Origin of the sequence: Bartonella sp. AA18HLJMS (genome assembly GCF_042197245.1) — a bacterium.
Taxonomy (GTDB): domain Bacteria; phylum Pseudomonadota; class Alphaproteobacteria; order Rhizobiales; family Rhizobiaceae; genus Bartonella.
The window spans coordinates 286776-306422 of the sequence record NZ_JBHIRP010000001.1; the positions used below are offsets into that span (position 1 = coordinate 286776).

Genomic DNA, 19647 nt, shown 5'->3' on the forward strand with positions numbered 1-19647 from the left:
ATAGCTTAAGACAAGGTCATATATTTCAGTATTTTGAATGTCAGCTAAAAATCTCCTGTATAAATAGAGCTTTTCAGTTTTTTCTTGTATGAAAATTGTATACAGTCAAAATAAAGCAAATAATCAATAAGATGAAATTTGTTATTCCCAATATGAGATCATATGACTTATAAACCACGTGTCTTTTCTATATCTTCTGGAATGGCTTTTTTGCCTCACTTTGTTGAGGCACTGCTCTCCGGTACCCTTATTGATAATTTCGCTCCCAATGGAGACATTCAAACTGCCCTTGCCGATAGCCTTATTTATGTTCCGACACGTCGTGCTGCTCGCGCTTTACGTTTAGCCTTTGTTGAAAGAAGCGATACACAATCAACTTTCTTACCAACCATTCGTGCTCTAGGAGATGTCGATGAAGACAGTTTCCTTTTTGTTGAAAATCATAGCAGCACTCTGAATCCACCCATTGGAAAAAGTGAACGCTTACTGCTTTTAGCGCGCCTTATTCGCCCATGGCGTGAAAATTTACCTGCGCATCTGCGTGCCATGTTTGGTACAGAAGGTGTACTTATTCCGGCTCATAGTGCTGATGCAATTTGGCTTGCTCAGGATTTAGCGCATTTGATGGACGAAATTGAAACAGAAGGAGCAGATTGGTCGAAACTTAAAGATATTGCACCTGATATGGTCGCTGAATGGTGGCAAATAACGCTCGACTTTCTGACTATTGTTACGCAAAATTGGCCACAAATCTTGACCGAAAGGCAACGAAGCAATCCCGCGGAATGGCGTAATCAAGCACTCACAATGCATGCAGAGACTTTGCGATGCACGCAGCCTGATAAACCTATCATTGCTGCTGGTGTGTCAGGTTCTATGCCCGCAGTTTCTCATCTTTTAAAGGTTATAGCTTCTCTGCCCAAAGGGGCTGTTGTTCTTCCTGGCCTTGATCTTCATATGGATGAAGAACAATGGAATGCACTAAGCACAAGCAATAAAGAAAAAACAGCTTGTGATTTTTTTGATCCTGCAGAAAATGTTTTTAGCCATCCTCAATATCATTTAAAAAAACTTCTAACTCTCATGGAGTGTCAACGTCATCATGTTTGCGAAATTGGCCAACAAAGTATAACAAAGAAAAAACGAATGGCTCTTTTATCAGAAGCACTCCGACCTGCTTCTACAACAGATAAATGGATACAAATTGTCCGTGATGATTATGAAAATCTTTGTGCAGATTGGTCATTTATTGAAGCTATAAATGAACGTGAAGAAGCTCTCGCTATAGCTGTTACCTTACGCAAAGCTATTGAAAAACCCAAAAAAACTGCAGCCCTTATTACAAATGACCGTAATTTAGCACGCCGTGTTGCCGTGGAATTACAGCGATTTGGAATTGAAGCAAATGATTCAGGCGGAATACCACTTGCACAAACATTGCCTGTAACTCTCTTACGACTTATCTTAGAAAATGTATTGCAACCTGATGATCCCATTGCTTTTCTTTCTCTTCTTAAACATCCCCTTACAACACTCCAACAAAATCGTCATCGTTTACGGGAAATGGCAGAAAATTTTGAACTTTTTGTTCTTCGAGGGAATACAGGGCGCATCAATCTTTGCGAGTGTGATCAATTTCTTGAAAAATGGATTGATACATCCTTTCATAATAGTTCTGAAATCGACACCCTTGATCAGCAGAAATGTGAAGAAGCACGTCTCCTTTGTCATCTTTTGAGGACAGCTGTTGAACCTTTAACATCTCTTATGAAACAAGAGAAAGAATGCACCATCAATGAGGCTGCAATAGCAACTGTTGAGGTTTTTGAAAATTTTGGTCGCAATGAGGATAATTCTCTTGCACATCTTTATCAACACGAAGCAGGACAAGCCCTATCAAAGTTTCTACGTGAATTGGTCAGTGATCAATCAGGATTAACATTTCATCTTTGCGAATGGCCTGCTATGTTTTCTGCCATAATAGCAACTCGTTCCGTCGCACCTTCGCCTGGAGGACATCCACGTTTATTCATCTGGGGTACTTTGGAATCGCGTTTGCAAACGGTTGATACAGTGGTCATCGGCGGTCTTAATGAAGGGTCATGGCCAATATCAACCCGAAATGATGCTTTTTTATCGCGACCGATGAAAATGATGTTAACTCTGGAACCACCAGAGCAGCGTATTGGTCTTTCTGCGCATGATTTTCAATGGGCGATGGGAATGGATAAAGTGGTGATGAGTCGCGCATTGCGCGTTAATCATACGCCTTCCATTCCATCACGCTGGCTACAACGCATGGAAACAGTTGTAGGAAAACAGGTTTGGGAACAAATCCGTGAACGAGGTGAAATACTACGCCATTGGGCAAAGATGCTTGATCATACAAGCATAACTTCTGAGGTGGAACGTCCTTGCCCTTCTCCACCTCTTGATATACGCCCGCGCCATTTTTCAGTCACTGAAATAGAAACATTGCGATATGATCCCTATGCTATTTATGCCAAAAAAATCTTAAGGCTCAAACCACTTAAAGAACTTATTCATGATCCTAGCGCTTCAGAACGTGGAACACTTTATCACGCTATTCTTGCAGCTTTTTGCACACAAATGAAAAATCCAAATGCTGCAAATGCACTCAATGTACTGCTTGCTATTGGGCGTAAAGAGTTTGATAAATTCAACTTTCCACCCGATATTGAAGTAATTTGGTGGAATAGTTTTGAAAATCTTGCTCCACGCTTTATTCAATGGGAACAAAGTTTAGGACTGCGAGAGCGATATTCGGAAGTGGTATCACAAAAAATCCCTATAGGAACAACAGGGGTAACCCTTTCAGGACGTGCTGATCGTCTTGATGTTTTGCCAGATAAAACGGTTGAAATTCTAGATTTCAAAACCGGAACGCCTCCTTTATCAAAACAAGTTCGTGAATTATTATTTCCGCAATTGGCTTTAGAAACAGCTTTACTCATACAAGGGGGCTTCCCAGATTTTCAAGATTTTACACCCTCAAATTTATTTTACATTCCCCTTAACAAAAAAGGTGAAATTAAATCCCAATCAATTCTTTTAAAGAAAAAAGACGGAAAAACTTATCTAAGTGCTGTTGATCTTGCTGAAAATGCATGGGAAAATCTTATCGCACTCATAACTTATTATCAAAATCCACAACAAGGCTATCTCTCACATGCTGTCCCCATGTCAAAACGATATGAAGGTGACTACGACCATTTGGCTCGGTTGTGGGAATGGTCAAGTGGTTTTCATAAAGAAGAGTAATCATGACGTTTTTTTCTATTCCTGAAGCCGCTCTTGATGCACAAGCAACAGCAACACATCCCCAAAAAAACGTGTGGGTTTCTGCAAATGCTGGATCTGGAAAAACCCACGTTTTAAGTGAACGTGTTATCCGTTTGCTTTTAAACGGTACGCCTCCAGCACGTATTTTATGCCTTACTTATACAAGAGCTGCTGCTGCTGTTATGCAATCACGAATTTTTCGCACGCTTTCTAGTTGGAATGAGCTCGATGATGCACAGCTGCAAGAAACCTTAACACGGTTTGAAAAAAAACCTGTTAATGCGCAAAAACTAACTTATGCAAGGCAACTCTTTGCGCGTGCCCTCGAAACGCCTGGTGGCTTAAAAATTCAAACGATTCATGCTTTTTGTGAAGCTCTCTTACATCAATTTATGTTAGAAGCCAATATTGCAGGGCATTTTGAACTTCCCGATGATATCGGTCGAAAAAAATTACAACAAGAATCCCGTCGCGAACTTTTAGCCCGTCGTGATGTACAACCTGCTTTGCAACAGTTACTTCAAGTTATTAGCGAACATACTTTTAATCAATTGCTCTATGAGGCAGTTGAAAAGCAACATAAATTGTCTGATTTTTTATCTTCTCTTTTATCTGAAAATGGAGAAGAAAAATTGCGCGCGCTTTTTAACTTAGCGCCCAATGAAACAAATCAATATCTTCTGGAACAAATTAAACAAACAGCGCGCCTTCCTCTTTATGCTCTTAAGCATTGTGAAACCAATGGTAATCAAAGCTTTAAGGATATGGTGGCAAAACTTTCCCAATTAGAAAAGGTGCATGATGAGACAAATATTCTCAATATTATTTCTGATATTTATTTTACAACAAAAGGTGAGCCGCGTAATTTTTCACATTTATTTCATAAAAAATCAGATGAAATTTGGCCTTTTATTCAACAAATGCTTGAAGATAAACAAAACAAGCTTTCTGTTCTTTTAGAAAAATATCAATGCGCAAAGGTTGCCACCCTCAATATGGCTGCTTTTCAGCTCTGTACTATTTATCTCAAAATTTATAAGAATCTAAAAAAGTCCAATGGCTTCTTAGACTTTGATGACCTTATTGAGCGTACACTTCATTTGTTACAGCGCAAAGGTGCAAGCCAATGGGTGCACTATAAACTTGATCAGGGACTTGATCATATTCTACTTGATGAAGCACAAGACACCAACCCTGAGCAATGGCAAATTATTCAACTGTTGGCACAGGAATTTTTTTCAGGGTATAGCCAACGAACAAACATACGGACTCTTTTTGCTGTTGGAGATGAAAAGCAATCTATTTATTCTTTTCAAGGCGCTGCTCCAGAAAATTTTGCTGCAAATGGACGAATTATTCAAAAAAAAGTGCAGCAAACAAATCAGCAATTTGAAAAAATACAACTGCATTATTCTTTTCGCTCTACAGCAGATGTTCTTAAAAGCGTTGATCTTGTTTTTGAAACACCAGAAAACTATAAAGGACTTTCGGCAGAAAATACAAAAACGGTGCATGAAGCTATCCGTGTTCACAGTCCCGGTGAAGTTGTTATATGGGATGCCATTTCAAAAGAAACGAGTGAGTTTCCTCAAGATTGGCATGCAACTGTTAATCATTTAGATACACCTGAAGTCCGTTTAGCAGAAAAAATTGCTGAAACGATTGCTGACTGGTTACAAAAAGGCGAAATGCTTCCAGCAAAAGGACGCTTAATACGTGCAAGTGATATTATGATCTTGGTCCGTAAACGTGATCAATTTGTCTCAGCTCTTTCTCGTGCTCTTAAACACCGTAATATTCCCGTAGCAGGGGCTGATCGTTTACAGCTTACCAAACATATTAGTATCCGTGATTTAATGGCGCTTGCGCGTTTTGTTTTACAGCCACAAGATGATCTTTCTCTTGCTTGTGTTTTAAAAAGCCCACTTTTTGCTCTTAGTGAAGAGGAACTCTATCAGCTTGCCGCACACCGCACCGGCTCTCTTTGGCAAAGTCTGTGTGCGCATACATCATCGCAGGTATCTTTTAAAGATGCTTTTGAAAAGCTAAACCATTATCGCGCTTTAGTGGATAAAATACCAGTTTTCGAGTTTTATAGCCATATTTTGAATAATGATAAGGGACGGCAAAAAATTCTATCCCGTTTAGGATCTGAAGCAAATGATGTGCTCGATGCTTTTATGGATTATACGCTCACTATTCAAAAAACAGGATTACCAGGATTACAAGCTTTTTTAGAAACATTAAGTGCAAGCGAACCAGAAATTAAACGTGAATTTGAACAAAGTAATGAAGAAATTCGCATTATGACTGTTCATGCTGCAAAAGGACTAGAGGCTGCTGTTGTGTTTTTAGTCGATCCTGGTAGTGCGATTTGGCATCCTCAGCATGCGCCTCACTTGCTTAAAGTTCCTTTAAACAATGCACAATGGAACGGAAAACAAGCCTTTATTTGGCATCCCAATGAAAAGTTTAATACAAAACTCTCTAAACAAGCAATTTCATATTTAAAAGAGCGTGCAGAAGAAGAATATAGGCGTCTTCTTTATGTAGGAATGACACGCGCTGAAGATCGCTTGTTTATTTGTGGGTATAAAGGTCCGAAAACGCCATCTCATACATGGTTACAACTCGTAAAAAAAGCCCTCGAACCGCATGCCCTTGCTATAAAAGATTCTTCGGAAGATATTGCAGCTTGGCGTTATTGCATTACACCTGCTTCTTCTGCTTCTATAAACTCAAAAGTTCCTTGCACTGAATCTCAAACCTTACCAGCGTTACCTGCTTTTTTCTCCCATAAAATACCAGAAGAACCAGTGCTACCAAAACCGTTGAGACCCTCTGTTGCTAGTCTTTCCATTGAGGCTGATACCGAGATTTCTTCTAATTCAAAATATCATAGCGTTTCGCCTGTTTTGGGAGAAAAAAATACCAACAGGGCTTTTTCCATTGAATATGGTAATCTCGTTCACCGATTGTTACAGTATTTGCCCGATTGTCCCCCACAAAAACGTCGAGATTATGCTCGAAACTATCTCAATATCAAAGCCTCTCATTGGGATGAAAGCCAAAGAGAAGATGCTCTTCGCCATATTTGGAAAATATTAGATCATGTTTACCTCAAGCCCCTTTTCTCTGAGCATTCACGTGCTGAGGTCTCCTTAATGGGTATTGTGAAAATTCGTGGAAAAGAACAAGCAATCTCTGGTCAAATTGACCGTCTCTACATCACGCAAAACAGTGTTATCTTTGCAGATTTTAAAACAGGAACCCCACCAGAAAATGAAGCTGCTATTGCTTCCCATCACTGGTTGCAAATAGCTCTTTACCGAAAATTGTTGCAAGCTATTCATCCCGATAAAGATATCCAGGCTCTGCTTATCTACAGTAAAGAAGCCAAAATTTTTAAACTTCCTCCAGAAAAACTTGAGGCATTTCTTAGTGAAGTTGCTTTATAAGCTACTCTTTTCCTTGCAAATCATCTTTACACTTTATTTACTTTCATAAAATCGCTCAAACAAACACAACGCACAATCTCTGGTGTAAAAAAGTCCTTTAATAATTTATCTTTGCAATAACTTGATATGAATTGTTATTATACCAATCTATAAAAAGTGAATATAAAGGATAAATCAATGACGTGTATAAAAGTTGATAAGGACAATTTCGAAAGTGAAGTTCTAACCTCTTCCACCCCTGTTGTGGTTGATTTTTGGGCAGAATGGTGTGGCCCTTGCAAAGTGATTGCTCCAATGTTGGATGAGATTTCAATAGAAATGCAAAATCAAGTTAAAATTGCTAAGGTAAATATTGATGAAAATCCGGAACTGGCTACCCAATACGGAGTACGTTCTATCCCTACATTATTAATGTTTAAAAATGGAAATATTTCATCGAATATGGTTGGCGCTACCTCTAAAGGACGTCTTTCTGAATGGATAAAAGATGGGCTTAGTTAATTCCACATATAATCACTCTAAAGGAGAGAAGTTTTGTCTCTCCTTTTGACTTTTTTAAAATATTCTTTTTTGCATTATATTATAATGAAAAGACAATAAAAATCAAAATTGTAAATGAATTTAAGAATTCGTGCTTTTATGCATGATTCAATTGACCATTTTTATAAAAAATTGCTTTGTATGAAGAATATAGGCAATTCTTTCCTTATAGGCGCGTTAAAAATATTGGGTGAATGATAATTTCATAAAGGTATTTCTTCTTAGATAAGACTATTGAGATAGATAGTGCTTTCAACACATAAAAGGAGATTTTAAGCAAAAACTTTGCAAATTACTTTTCTGAAGCTCACAATTTTTAAGCAGAAAGAAACAAGCAATTCACTACAGGTTATAGAATGCTCTTCTAAAGGGTTACCACTTCAATTTAAAATTCTCTTATACTATTCTCTAGAATCAAAATTGTAGGTATCAGATTCTCTAAAATAAATTGATGAATTTCTATAAATTAACGGCTGTCCTTTGCAATTTATGTCATTGTTATATAAAAGAGTCAGCATTTCGTTTCATCTTCCATGGTTGGTGCCTCCATGAAGCCTTCTTTATGTTGTCCATCATCTCAGATTTCATAGGTAGTACTGAGGTATTATCAAATTAAAAAATGATGATGTTCATGTTTTTTTAAAATGTACGAATTGTAAAAGACTGTTGCAAACATTCAATGGAATGTTGCGCTGATCTAACTGTTACATGACGCCCATGTTCTTTATAGTGTAAGGTGAGTGCAAAAGTGGCGAGTTCTAAAAGAGCTGTATTTCTTTCTGGCCATTCAACAAGTAAAATATTTTTCTCACGAGCTTCATGAAGCCCTAATTCATCAATTTCTTCTGCCATAGAAAGGCGATAAAGATCAGCATGAATAATTTCAAACTTTGGAAGTTGATAGCTTTGCACAAGAGTAAAAGTAGGGCTTGGAACATCCATAGTGTTATCGTTCGCAAGTGTTTGAATGATTGTACGTGCAATGGTTGATTTTCCAGTTCCAAGATCTCCTTGCAGCGTTACAAGATCTCCTGGCTTTAAAGAAAGAGCTAAATTTTGTGCAAAAAGCTTTGTTGCCTCTTCATTTTCAAGAAAAAAACTAAAATTCATTAAAAGTTCCATGAAATGGATGAAAAATTTTTGTTATCATAAAGGTTAAAATTAAAAAATCGTATCTCCTTTGGAGAGTGGGAAAAAACATTTAACTGTTGTTCCTTTTCCAGAACCGGTAAGAATTTCAACATGTCCACCGTGTAGTTCAACGAAACTTTTTACAAGGGAAAGGCCAAGACCCGCTCCCGCACGCCCACCATGGTGTGAATGGGAAGAAAAACGTTTAAAAATACGATCAAGAACGTCTTCTGGGATGTCAGAGCCCTGATTGTGAACGCTAAAGACAATGTTATCATCTTGTTCATCGACGCAAAATTCAATAGTACTCGCCTCCGTTGCAAAATTAATAGCATTACTCAGTACATTCACAAAAATTTGATGCAAGCGTTTTTCATCAGCAGAAATAGAATTTAAGGAAGGAGAAATTTGTTGTAAAAGCGTAATATGACGTTCATTAAGGCGATCTTCTACACGTGCTACTGCTTGTATCATAGCATCGGCAATGTTAACCGATTTTATGTCCAACTCCATAATGCCTGCATCAAGGGTAGCAAGATCAAGAATATCGTTAACAATATTTAAAAGAGTTCCTGATTCTGAATGAATGTGTTCAAGATATTCTTGTTGACGTTCATTGATAGAGCCGAAAATTTGATCACGTAAAATATCGGAAAATCCAATAATATTGGTGAGAGGTGTGCGTAATTCATAAGAAACATGTTGGACAAATTCATTACGCAAACGATCAGCACTTTCTAATGCTTCATTTTTTTCTTGAAGAGCACGCGCAACATGGACAGTGTCCGTAACATTCACAAAAGTAAGCATCGTTTGTCCATTAGGAAGAGGGACCAGAGTATAGTCAATAATCATATCATTTTTAAGATCTATACGACCTGAAAATGTTTCACGTTTTTCAGCAAAACCGGTAATGAACTTGGTAAATTGATCCCATTCTTGCCCCAAGGTTAAGGCTGAACAATGGCTTTGTAACTGTGTAATATGGGTTCCTTCTACCAGTAAATTATAAGGAAGAGACCACAATTTCGACAAGGCAGGATTCGATAAGCGAAGGCGTCCATCAGTACCAAAAACGACCACACCTTCAGAAAGTTTATCAAGTGTTTCACCTTGTATTTTAATAAGTGTATTATAACGGCGCTCAAGATCAATTTTTTCTGTAAGGTTTTCGTAAAGCCAAGTGACACCTCCTTGTGGATGAGGGTTCGAGACAACACGCACCGTACGTCCATCTGGAAGATTCCAAATTTGTTGGTTCGATTCTGTTTGCCAATAGGCTTTTAAAAGTTCTTCTTTCCATGCGCGCCAATCAGGGTGTTCAGCAATGAGCCCCTTTTCACGTAAACGTTCAAGAAACAATGTATGGCTTGGTTCACTTTCTAAAAAAGAACTCTCCAACGGCCATAAAATTTTGAAAGCATGATTACAGAATTTTAATTTTTGGTTTGTATCAAAAATGGCTACAGCTGTTGAAATTTGGTCAAGTGTTTCACAATGGCTTTGAAGAACATATCTTAATTCATGAGCAAGATTTTCATATGCGCTGTCATCACGTGCAAAAGCTGCCATCCCTTCAGCTGTTGTAATACGTGTGAGATGAAAACGGTGCCGTTCTCCACCAATAACCGTATAAACATGTTCTTGAAAAATTGTTTCTGTTTCATCTGTTTTGCGTTGTGTATTTTCATTGAAAAGATCCCCCACGTCATCACTGTCTTCACGAAAATCTGTCATTTCTCTAAAGGCGCGATTGATAAAACAAACTTTTCCTTCACAATCTTTTATCCATACGGGCTCTTGAATAAGATCAAGAAGATTACGCTGCATTCTCAATTCAGTAAGAAGGCGGGCGATATCTTTCTGTAAACGAGAATTTTCTTTCTGTTGTTTTGAGATATCTTGAAAACGAGCAATGGCGACTGTTCCTGCGATGACTCCTGTAACTTGTAGCGGTACATTGTTTGTGGTGGTGATAGAAAGATCAAAAGGGTGACATTTACAACGTAGTTGAGTCAATTCATAATCAAGTTCTCGCAGAGAATTTTCTTCAACCCAGAGCTCAAAACGCTGAAAATCTTTCTGATCGATTCCTATTTTTTGCAATGCAGAAAGAGCACCAACAACACGGGGTAAGGTTGTTGGATTTTCCCAAATAAGAAGGAATTGCTCGGTTTCTTCCAGAAGCCATTCATAATATTTAAGTTTTTCAGAAAAATTTGCCTGAATTATCTTCAAAGGCTTCTGTGCAGTTTTTTTTGCACGCACGGTAACAGCTATACACGAGAGAAGTGAAGCACAAGAAATTCCTCCACACAGCGCTAAAAGCAGCCATGGACCATTCGGCAAAGTGAAGAAAAATGGTAAATAACCTTCCAATGACTGAGCAAAAGCGCATGTTGGAGAAAAAAAGAAAAAAAAGCAAAATATATACGTATAGATTCGGATCTCTTTTTGAGTTTTTTCTTTGGGGTTATAGTCACCAAAGCTGAGCACGGCATCTTTCCCTTTTTTAACCCAAGGAAACGTATTAGTAACGGTAATGGTTTGGTTTATAAGGTCCTTGTGGTGAGACTCCAATATAAGCGGCTTGTTCTTCTGATAAAACACTTAATTTTATTCCTAACCGATCCAGATGTAGACGTGCAACCTTTTCATCAAGATGTTTAGGCAAAACAGTGACTTCATTTGTATAGTGTTCTGAACGGGTAAAAAGTTCAATTTGCGCTAAAACTTGATTAGTAAACGAGGCCGACATGACAAAAGAAGGATGCCCAGTCGCATTCCCGAGGTTTAACAAACGCCCTTCAGAGAGCAAAATGATGCGTTTTCCATCGGGAAAGGTGATCATATCAACTTGTGGTTTAATATTTGTCCATGGCAAATTTCTAAGGGCAGCGACTTGGATTTCGTTATCAAAATGACCAATATTTCCAAGAATACACATATCCTTTACTTGTCGCATATGATCTAAACGAACAACATCTTTATTGCCTGTTGTCGTGATGATAATATCAGCACTGGAAGCAGCATCATCCAAATTAACAACTTCATAGCCATCCATAGCGGCTTGAAGAGCGCAGATAGGATCAATTTCTGTTACTTTAACACGAGCCCCAGCACCAGAAAGAGATGCTGCTGAACCTTTTCCTACATCACCATAACCACAGACAATGGCAGTTTTACCAGCGATCATCACATCTGTTCCACGTCGAATACCATCGACCAATGATTCTTTACATCCATATTTATTATCAAACTTTGATTTAGTGACGCTATCATTAACATTAATAGCAGGAAAAGGTAGAAGTCCTTCTTTTTGTAACTGATAAAGACGGTTTACACCTGTTGTGGTTTCTTCGCTTACACCTTTAATTGCCGCGCGCTGTCGTGTAAAAAAACCTGGCGTTGCATCCATACGCTTTTGTATTTGTTTGAAAAAAATTTCTTCTTCTTCTGTTTTGGGATGCGATAAAATATCTTTATTTTGTTCTGCACGACTTCCCATTAAAATATAGTTTGTGGCGTCAGCTCCATCATCTAAAATAAGATTGGAAGGATTACCATCTGGCCATTGGAAGATTGCATCTATATAAGTCCAATATTCTTCCAATGTTTCACCTTTAATGGCAAATACAGGAATGCCAGTTGCGGCGATAGCTGCTGCTGCATGGTCTTGCGTAGAAAAAATATTGCTAGAGCTCCATCGTATATCGGCGCCAATCGCTTTTAATGTTTCAATTAAAACAGCTGTCTGAATTGTCATGTGCAATGAGCCAGAAATACGCGCTCCGCGCAAAGGTTGACTGGAAGAAAACTCCTTACGACAAGCCATCAAACCAGGCATTTCTGTTTCAGCAATATCAAGTTCTTTACGACCATAAGCAGCAAGTGCAATATCTTTGACAACAAAATCTTGAGCTGCCATTCTTCATTCCTTTAAAATAAGTTTTTCCAAGACGGTAGGAGAAATTAAAAAAAAATGCAAGACAAGAAGAGGACTTCTTTATGTGAAAAAGCTCTTTTAAAATCTCCATAAATTTGTGCAACAAATATGCATTTATGGATCTGAGTAGTGATGTTGCTGACGGAGTAGGAGATCTTCATGATAAGTTTTATTATATAAACAAAATTCTATCCTTTTCACGTAACTTTAAAGCTTTTAAAAGTCTCCAGAGGGAATACCTTTTAAATAATAAAAATGGTGCATTGCTTTACAGTTTTTATATTGATTTTTATGGGATAATATCGAAAGTAGTATACTCGTATTCTACTCACTTATGCGGTTGTTGAAAAAGGAAGAATTACTTTAATCTCATTATTAAGCTTTTTAGCAAAATAATATAAATGTAAAGCCATAGATTATCATGTTTATGGATAGGCAGTTCAGAATCGGTTCTTTAGGATTCCAATGTTGCACCTGCTCTTGGATAAAGACAGTTTATAAGAAGTGCTTTTCTCCTGTTTTCAACGATTTTTATCAAAAGACTATAGATATACGATTAAACATTTTTTGTGATACTGAATAGAGTATTTAAAATGTAAAAACATCACTCTATTGAACACTCTGATTTTAAAACCGCTAACAACGCGCTATGAATTATAAATCAAATAATTAACTCAGTTTTGGAAGAATTTATTCTAGACGAGTAGGTTTTGGGAAAATTGACCATGTGGACGAAATCGCCAGAGATAACTTGGCAAGAATGCTGCCATTGCTCTGGGGGTAATACCCACACCTTCTAGAGTATATCCATTCTCTATAGCTTCTTTAGAAACAATGTTATCCATTTGCAAAAAACGTATCTGATTGGCTGTTACGAGTGTTGGTACAAAAGGCAATTTACCGATTGTTCCCAAAATTCCTCCAATCAATAGACCAGCAGAAAGGGGCATGGATAGGATTGTTTTTTTACGGTGAATAATTTTGAGTATATTTTCAAGAGTATTTTGGAAGGTGATAATCTGGGGACCACCAAGATCATAATTTTTTCCCCAAGCAACCTGTCCATCTAAAGCGCGCACGATAAACTCAGCAACGTCACCAACATACACGGGTTGCAATTTGCTTTGTCCACCTCCAAAAAGAGGCATAATTGGTAAAAAACGTGACAAATCTGCTAAGGTGTTAAAGAAACAATCCTCTGGTCCAAAGATAACGGATGGACGGATAATAATTGCTTGAAGATGCTTGTTGTGAATGATTTGTTCACCCATAAACTTAACACGTGCATAAAGACATGAAGCATTCTCGTTAGCCACAAGTGTTGACATATAGATGAGCGGAATACCAGTTTCTGCTGTTAATTCAGCAACATTGTAAACACCATCAATTTGTGTGTTTTTAAAATTCGATTGACTTGCTTGTTTTAAGCTACCAGGCAAAAACACTGCCGCATCAGCTCCAAGCAACGCGCGTGCAACAGAGGCACGATGCTTGATATCTGTTTTAAGCATTTGGGTTTGTCCTACTTCTCCTATTTGGAGCATATAATAAGCTTTTTGCGGACAACGAACAGCGATACGAACGCGATATCCCCGCTTAGTCAAAGTTTCAACGACATGTCGTCCTACAAAACCGGATCCGCCAAAAACAGTAATGAGTTTAGGATGTTGATAAAGTGCACAATCAAGTTGCATGATTAAAAAGTCTATCTTTCAAAGCTTTAAAAATAGCTAATTATCTAGCACGGTGGTGTTTTATTGTCACGCAAAATATCACCCGCAAGATAAAGAGAACCACTAATAAGAACAATAGCCTCTTTATATTCCATTTTAATTTTATGTAAAGCATCTTGTAGGTGCGCTTTTGGGGCAGCAGGGATTCCTACTTTTTGGGCTGATTTAGCTAAGTCTGTTGGAGAGATACTGGCAATATTGTTAAGCAGCGGTATCGTATATACTTTATCGACAAGGTTAGCTAAAGGACGAAAATAACCGACAGCATCTTTGGTATTAAGCATGCCAGCAATCATAATAATGGGGCGATCTGTTTTTTTTCTCCATTGTGTAAGTTCTGCCGCAATAACTTTTCCTGCAGCAGGATTGTGACCACCATCTAACCATAAATCAATATCAGGAGATAGTTGATCAACCAAAAGTCCTTGGGTAAGATGCTGCATTCGTGCGGGCCAATAAATATTTTTCAAAGCGTCATTTATGGTTTGTTCTGAAAGTTGAAAACCCGCTTGATAAACTGCTTCAAGAGATGCACCAGCATTAGCAATTTGGTGGTCTCCAATAAGGTTAGGAAGAGGAAGATCCATGAGACCTTGATGGTTTTGAAAAACCATACGTCCATGTTCTTTATAGCTTTGATAATCTTGATCAAAGAGAGCATAAGATGCTTTATTTTTATCGGCAAGGGGTATTAAAGTAGCAAGAGTTTCTTCATAATTCTGCTTTCCGATGACCACTGGAACGTTTGGTTTTATAATTCCCCCTTTTTGAAAAGCGATTTGAGCAATTGTATTTCCAAGAAAGCTCTCATGATCATAATCAATGGGCATAATAAGCGATACAGCTGGTTTGTTAACGACATTGGTAGCATCAAAACGTCCTCCCAATCCAACTTCTAAAATGACAACATCAGCTGGATGTATACTAAACAACATAAAGGCAGCGGCTGTAAAAATTTCAAAAATAGTAATCGGCTCTTGACGATTTACTTTTATAATTTCACGGATTGTCTCAGCCAATTGGTTTTCTGTAACAAGTTGACCACCTCCTTTTTGACCTAACCGGCAGCGTTCATTCCAGTTGACGAGATGAGGTGAGCTATAAACATGAACGCGGTATCCTGCACTTTCCAAAAGAGCACGGCAAATTGCTGAAGCAGATCCTTTGCCATTTGTTCCAGCGATGTGAATAACAGGGGCAAGTTTTAAATGTGGGTTACCAAGACGCTCTAAAAGGTGAACAATACGCTCTAAAGAAAGATCAAATTTTTTCGGATAATTTCTTAGTAAATCATCCACCACCCTTTGTATTTGGCTTTGTTGCATAAACTTAAGCTGCTTTTGTCCTAGAAAGCGATGTTTGAGAGTCTGTTGGGGATGGATCGGAAGGGTTAAAAACAGCAGGGCGTTTCATCATCAAGCGTAAAATACGCGCAATTGTTGTTTTCATTTCTAAACGCGATACAACCATATCAATCATACCATGTTCAAGCAGATATTCACTACTTTGAAAACCTTCTGGTAGGGTTTCGCGTATAGTTTGTTGAATCACACGTGGACCAGCAAAACCAATCATAGCGCCAGGCTCGGCAATGTGAATATCACCAAGCATGGCGTAAGAAGCAGTAACACCACCGGTGGTTGGATTAGTCAGCACAACAATATAGGGAAGCTTTGCTTCTTTCAACATTTCAATCGCTACAGTTGTACGGGGCATTTGCATCAACGAGAGTGTTCCTTCTTGCATTCGTGCACCACCAGAAGCAGCAAAAAGAACCAGCGGACGCCTTTCAGCAATGGCAGTATCAAAAGCTTTGATAATAGCTTCTCCTGAAGCCATACCAAGTGATCCACCCATAAAGGCGAAATCTTGAACAGTTGCAATAATTGGTAAGCCTTCAATCGTACCACGTGCACTTAAAATATTGTCATCAACCCCAAGTTTAGAACGATAATCTTTTAACCGGTCAATATAGCGTTTTTCGTCACGAAATTTTAAAGGATCTGTTACAACTTTTGGATTTTCAAGAGCTGTATAAACACCATCATCAAAAAAATGCATGAGACGATTTTTAGCACTGATACGCATATGATGACCAGAATTGGGAGCTACAAATTGATTAGCTTCCAGATCTTTATGGAAGACCATTTCACCACTGGTAGGATCTTTAATCCATAGATTTTCTGGAATTTCACGGCGCCCCAATATAGAGTTAATTTTAGGACGAACATAATTTGTAATCCAGTTCATCTTTATAACCTTCCTTTAAATATTGTGCATCTTTTGCATGATTTGAAAGAATATAGAACTTAAGCAGTCACATTTACTTTACCGGTTGAACAAAGGAGTCTATTTAATACTTTTATCAGCGTACGTATAGCTTGTTTTTTAATTTTTAATTTTTCCCATATCATAACAATCATATGCATCATGAAGAGTATTCCCTATAATAAATTTCTCATAAGTTCTAAGAACTTACATGTTTGTATTTTTTACTTTGGTGTTAAAATTTACTCCTTGCGATGGTTAACAAACGCCTTATTTTTAATAAAAAATGAATATCCAATTAATCATTCGTATCAACAGTTTTGAAGAAAAGAAACCTTATAGTATAAGGCGCTAACAAGGCTAAAATAATCCATTAAAGATAATGAATACAATAACGCTATATTAGCGAAACGCTAACATCAGAGCAAGATTTTTTTCAAAAGGTTTCTTTAAAGCGCACGCTTTTTACAATTAAAATAGAATACGCTCAAAATATCATTATATTACTCATTTACGTGCTTGTTTTACACAGATATCTTTCAATAATTTCCAAAACTCTCTTATGAAGAGTATACACTCTCCATGAATGGTATAAAAGACATTATGCTATCCGTTTTTACTGAAATAGAGGGTACAAAGCGGCACCATCATATTCTTTTTCAGTTTTCAATACGACGATAATGTTTGCATTAAGAGGATTCATATAAAGATATTTCACGCTTTTTTGAAAGTACTTTTATCCGCACACCACCTCCGTTTATGACATATTAACAAACGATTTCAATTGATCCAATATGAATAGGATTAAAATGAGAAACCCTCATAATATTTAGGTTTTTCACTCATGTCATAAAACGATAAATTATCATTATAAATCAATATATTGCCTTAATAAAAAGAAAAGCATAAAATTTTATATTATGCTTTTGGGGGCTTACAAGTTTTGTTTGATTTAAAGTTAAGGAGCATTATTTTTGTGTGATGCGTGCTATGTCTTTTGGGAAAGCGTTTTGTGTAAATGTGTCATAAAGGCGGCGGCAAAAAGCGGTGTTGCTAGATTAATAATAGGAATCGAAACAAAAAGCGCTATCAATAATCCTGCGCCAAAAACCGTTGTGTAATGAGTATGTAAAAAAGCACGGGCATCTTGTTCTGTTCGAAAACGGTAAGCCGCAAACAAGAAATATTCATGACCGAGCAAATAACCATTAATAAGATAAAAAGCAATTAAATTAATACCTGGTATGAAGAATAAAATAAAAGCAATTCCATTACCAAGAAGGCTTAAAATAACAAATTTAAAGGAAATGATAAGAGAACGCTGAAACGGCAAAGCTTGTCCAATAGGCTCGTTTGGGTAATCCTCTTTTTCAATGATTTCAGCAGCAGAGTCAATGAAAAAACCACCAATCATAGCTGAGATCGGTGCAATCAAAAAAGCCAACAAAAGAGCCAAACCAAGATTAAAAATGATAAGTATGCTAAAACCAATCCATCCCGCCCAACTAGGGAGTCCAGGAAGAAATTGAGCAATCCAGGGCCAAAAGTAAGACACAAAAAGTTGGTGCACACATAACCATAAAATGGTGAGAATGAAAAAAGTAACCCCCAATGCTTTCAGTATCATAATACGATATTGCGAGGTTAGAAGACGTTGTAAAGCACGATAAGCAGCAGTAAAAATCATAGATTAGTAAATTAAGGAAAGAAGCAAAAAAAACAAGAAATATATTTATTGTATGATTTTTTCTTTCTTTGAATTACAAGATTTTTTTCAAGAACATTATAAAAAACGGTTAAGGTTTCTTTGTTAAAAATAAAGTTTGAATAAATAGAAATTTTGATTTTTAAAAACAAAGAAGAATTTAACAAAGTAGCTGTTGTAGAAGAAATTTTTAGTATTTTTGTACATAGTGTAGATTATTGCGTTTATATGATATATGTAAAAAATTAAGGAATAAGAACTATTTGGTAGAAAAGTTGTTTATTTCTATTTATTCAGTAGAGTTATCTAACTTCGTTTATCTAAATGTTTAATTGTTTTGCACAATTCCTAAAATTCTGTACTTTTCTACTATTTGGCGGCATGCTTTTGCCTCTCGCTTTCAAAAAAATATTGAGTTCAATGGAATAGGGGTAACGTAGTAGCTCCGTAGATATTCTAATTTTGGGCAACAGAATGATTAATATGATAGAAGTGGAAAAAATAAGCTTAGGCGATTGACCGTCAGATCCCATAGAAAAGAGCAGTTTTTTGAGAAGAAGCAAAGAAAGGGAGAAACCACGGATGCTTAAAAATGATGAGATTTTGAATTTTAAAAGCTATAAGTGCAATGAAGTAAGCATTCATTGAAGCACTTTTCATACAAGTGGTGCACTGTATCAAATAATTTTTAGATAATAACACCACTAAGTTATCGAAGAGAATTGATCATTTTCAACTTGAATAAGAATCCCAAATATAGAAATATTCTTTAATTTCAAAGACTCTATTCAACATCAAAAAATTATTTACGTACACATTATAGGCGAGACCAATGTATGGATACAAAGCTTTCGATAAAGGAATAAAAATGCTTCTCATGAAACATCACAATGTGAGGATATCATGGATCAAATTCTAGTTTTTGTGGTCTTAGTATTCTGGAGAGAGGACATACACATTTAATCTTAAAGACCGATCACTGAGGAAAATAATAAAGGCTTCAGTTTCATAAACTTATAGACAGTGGTGCAGTGAATTTTGTCTACACTCTTTATAAGCGTCAGTGTGAGATATGCTTCAAATTGCATTGAGATGTTATAATATCATTGATTTATACATTATTTTTCATAGCGAATAAGAGCTCAAAATAAAGTTGTCATATTTTCTCATTAGCTGCTCTCATCATGAAACAATCAAAATCATTTATTTGCATATCATAAATATGACCAATATGGGGATAAAAACATTGAAGAAAGAAAATGCTTTTTATAAATTTTATCCATTACAAGAGCTTTGTCAAAATTGATGGTAGCCAAAGTGAATGATAGCTTGTTTTTTATAAGCTGGCGAGACAGTGGTGCAATAGATTCTACTTTTATGAAGGCTAGGGTGAGATAGGATTTTAAAAAAACATTTCCCAACGCTCATCATACCCATTTCGCAACAGCGTTTGTGAATGGTATATGGGTAAAGCTCTCGTGAATAATATAAAACTTATAGGGCATCACTAACTTTACGCTTAATAAAAAGAGCACGCTGGCACCATCATCCTCAGTGTTGTCC

General features: G+C 37.0%; 10 protein-coding genes. 3 read left to right on the forward strand and 7 right to left on the reverse strand.

Annotated features, from left to right (window positions below):
* Positions 1-162 precede the first annotated feature (162 nt).
* The 3 genes from addB to trxA all read left to right on the forward strand — a co-directional run bounded on the left by addB (position 163) and on the right by trxA (position 7262).
* Positions 163-3282, forward strand: a complete 3120-nt coding sequence (gene addB / locus ACFINW_RS01210; RefSeq protein WP_375673670.1) for a double-strand break repair protein AddB — start codon at positions 163-165, stop codon at positions 3280-3282.
* A 2-nt stretch (positions 3283-3284) separates the two neighbouring features.
* The gene (addA, locus tag ACFINW_RS01215) at positions 3285-6761 is read left to right on the forward strand and encodes a double-strand break repair helicase AddA (protein ID WP_375673672.1); all 3477 of its coding nucleotides are present in this window, start codon (positions 3285-3287) and stop codon (positions 6759-6761) included.
* Between the two features lie 177 nt (positions 6762-6938).
* On the forward strand, positions 6939-7262 hold the full coding sequence (gene trxA, locus ACFINW_RS01220) for a thioredoxin (protein WP_273790200.1): 324 nt from the start codon (positions 6939-6941) through the stop codon (positions 7260-7262).
* 678 nt (positions 7263-7940) lie between these two features.
* Here trxA and tsaE read toward each other — a convergent pair.
* The 7 genes from tsaE to ACFINW_RS01255 form a co-directional block, all read right to left on the reverse strand.
* On the reverse strand, positions 7941-8411 hold the full coding sequence (tsaE, locus tag ACFINW_RS01225; RefSeq protein WP_375612787.1) for a tRNA (adenosine(37)-N6)-threonylcarbamoyltransferase complex ATPase subunit type 1 TsaE: 471 nt from the start codon (positions 8409-8411) through the stop codon (positions 7941-7943).
* A gap of 51 nt (positions 8412-8462) precedes the next feature.
* Positions 8463-10928: an ATP-binding protein gene (locus ACFINW_RS01230; protein ID WP_375673674.1), complete on the reverse strand. Its 2466-nt coding sequence runs from the start codon at positions 10926-10928 to the stop codon at positions 8463-8465.
* A gap of 34 nt (positions 10929-10962) precedes the next feature.
* Positions 10963-12360: an adenosylhomocysteinase gene (gene ahcY / locus ACFINW_RS01235; protein WP_375620877.1), complete on the reverse strand. Its 1398-nt coding sequence runs from the start codon at positions 12358-12360 to the stop codon at positions 10963-10965.
* 713 nt (positions 12361-13073) lie between these two features.
* Positions 13074-14072 carry a complex I NDUFA9 subunit family protein gene (locus ACFINW_RS01240; RefSeq protein ID WP_375620876.1) on the reverse strand — a complete coding sequence of 333 codons (999 nt, stop codon included), beginning with the start codon at positions 14070-14072 and terminating at the stop codon, positions 13074-13076.
* Between the two features lie 44 nt (positions 14073-14116).
* Complete coding sequence (locus tag ACFINW_RS01245; protein ID WP_375639772.1) at positions 14117-15436, reverse strand: bifunctional folylpolyglutamate synthase/dihydrofolate synthase; 1320 nt, start codon at positions 15434-15436, stop codon at positions 14117-14119.
* Positions 15437-15440: 4 nt separating this feature from the next.
* Positions 15441-16361, reverse strand: coding sequence for an acetyl-CoA carboxylase, carboxyltransferase subunit beta (gene accD / locus ACFINW_RS01250; RefSeq protein ID WP_375611366.1), 921 nt, complete (start codon positions 16359-16361; stop codon positions 15441-15443).
* A gap of 1006 nt (positions 16362-17367) precedes the next feature.
* Complete coding sequence (locus tag ACFINW_RS01255; RefSeq protein ID WP_375673676.1) at positions 17368-18066, reverse strand: sulfate transporter family protein; 699 nt, start codon at positions 18064-18066, stop codon at positions 17368-17370.
* Between the last annotated feature and the right edge of the window lie 1581 nt (positions 18067-19647).

Bases quoted from the DNA above. Each gene is read 5' to 3' on its own strand.
- addA (WP_375673672.1), top strand. From the start codon at position 3,285: ATGACGTTTTTTTCTATTCCTGAAGCCGCTCTTGATGCACAAGCAACA.
- ahcY (WP_375620877.1), bottom strand. From the start codon at position 12,360: ATGGCAGCTCAAGATTTTGTTGTCAAAGATATTGCACTTGCTGCTTAT.
- ACFINW_RS01240 (WP_375620876.1), bottom strand. From the start codon at position 14,072: ATGCAACTTGATTGTGCACTTTATCAACATCCTAAACTCATTACTGTT.
- accD (WP_375611366.1), bottom strand. From the start codon at position 16,361: ATGAACTGGATTACAAATTATGTTCGTCCTAAAATTAACTCTATATTG.
- trxA (WP_273790200.1), top strand. From the start codon at position 6,939: ATGACGTGTATAAAAGTTGATAAGGACAATTTCGAAAGTGAAGTTCTA.
- ACFINW_RS01245 (WP_375639772.1), bottom strand. From the start codon at position 15,436: ATGCAACAAAGCCAAATACAAAGGGTGGTGGATGATTTACTAAGAAAT.
- ACFINW_RS01255 (WP_375673676.1), bottom strand. From the start codon at position 18,066: ATGATTTTTACTGCTGCTTATCGTGCTTTACAACGTCTTCTAACCTCG.
- addB (WP_375673670.1), top strand. From the start codon at position 163: ATGACTTATAAACCACGTGTCTTTTCTATATCTTCTGGAATGGCTTTT.
- tsaE (WP_375612787.1), bottom strand. From the start codon at position 8,411: ATGAATTTTAGTTTTTTTCTTGAAAATGAAGAGGCAACAAAGCTTTTT.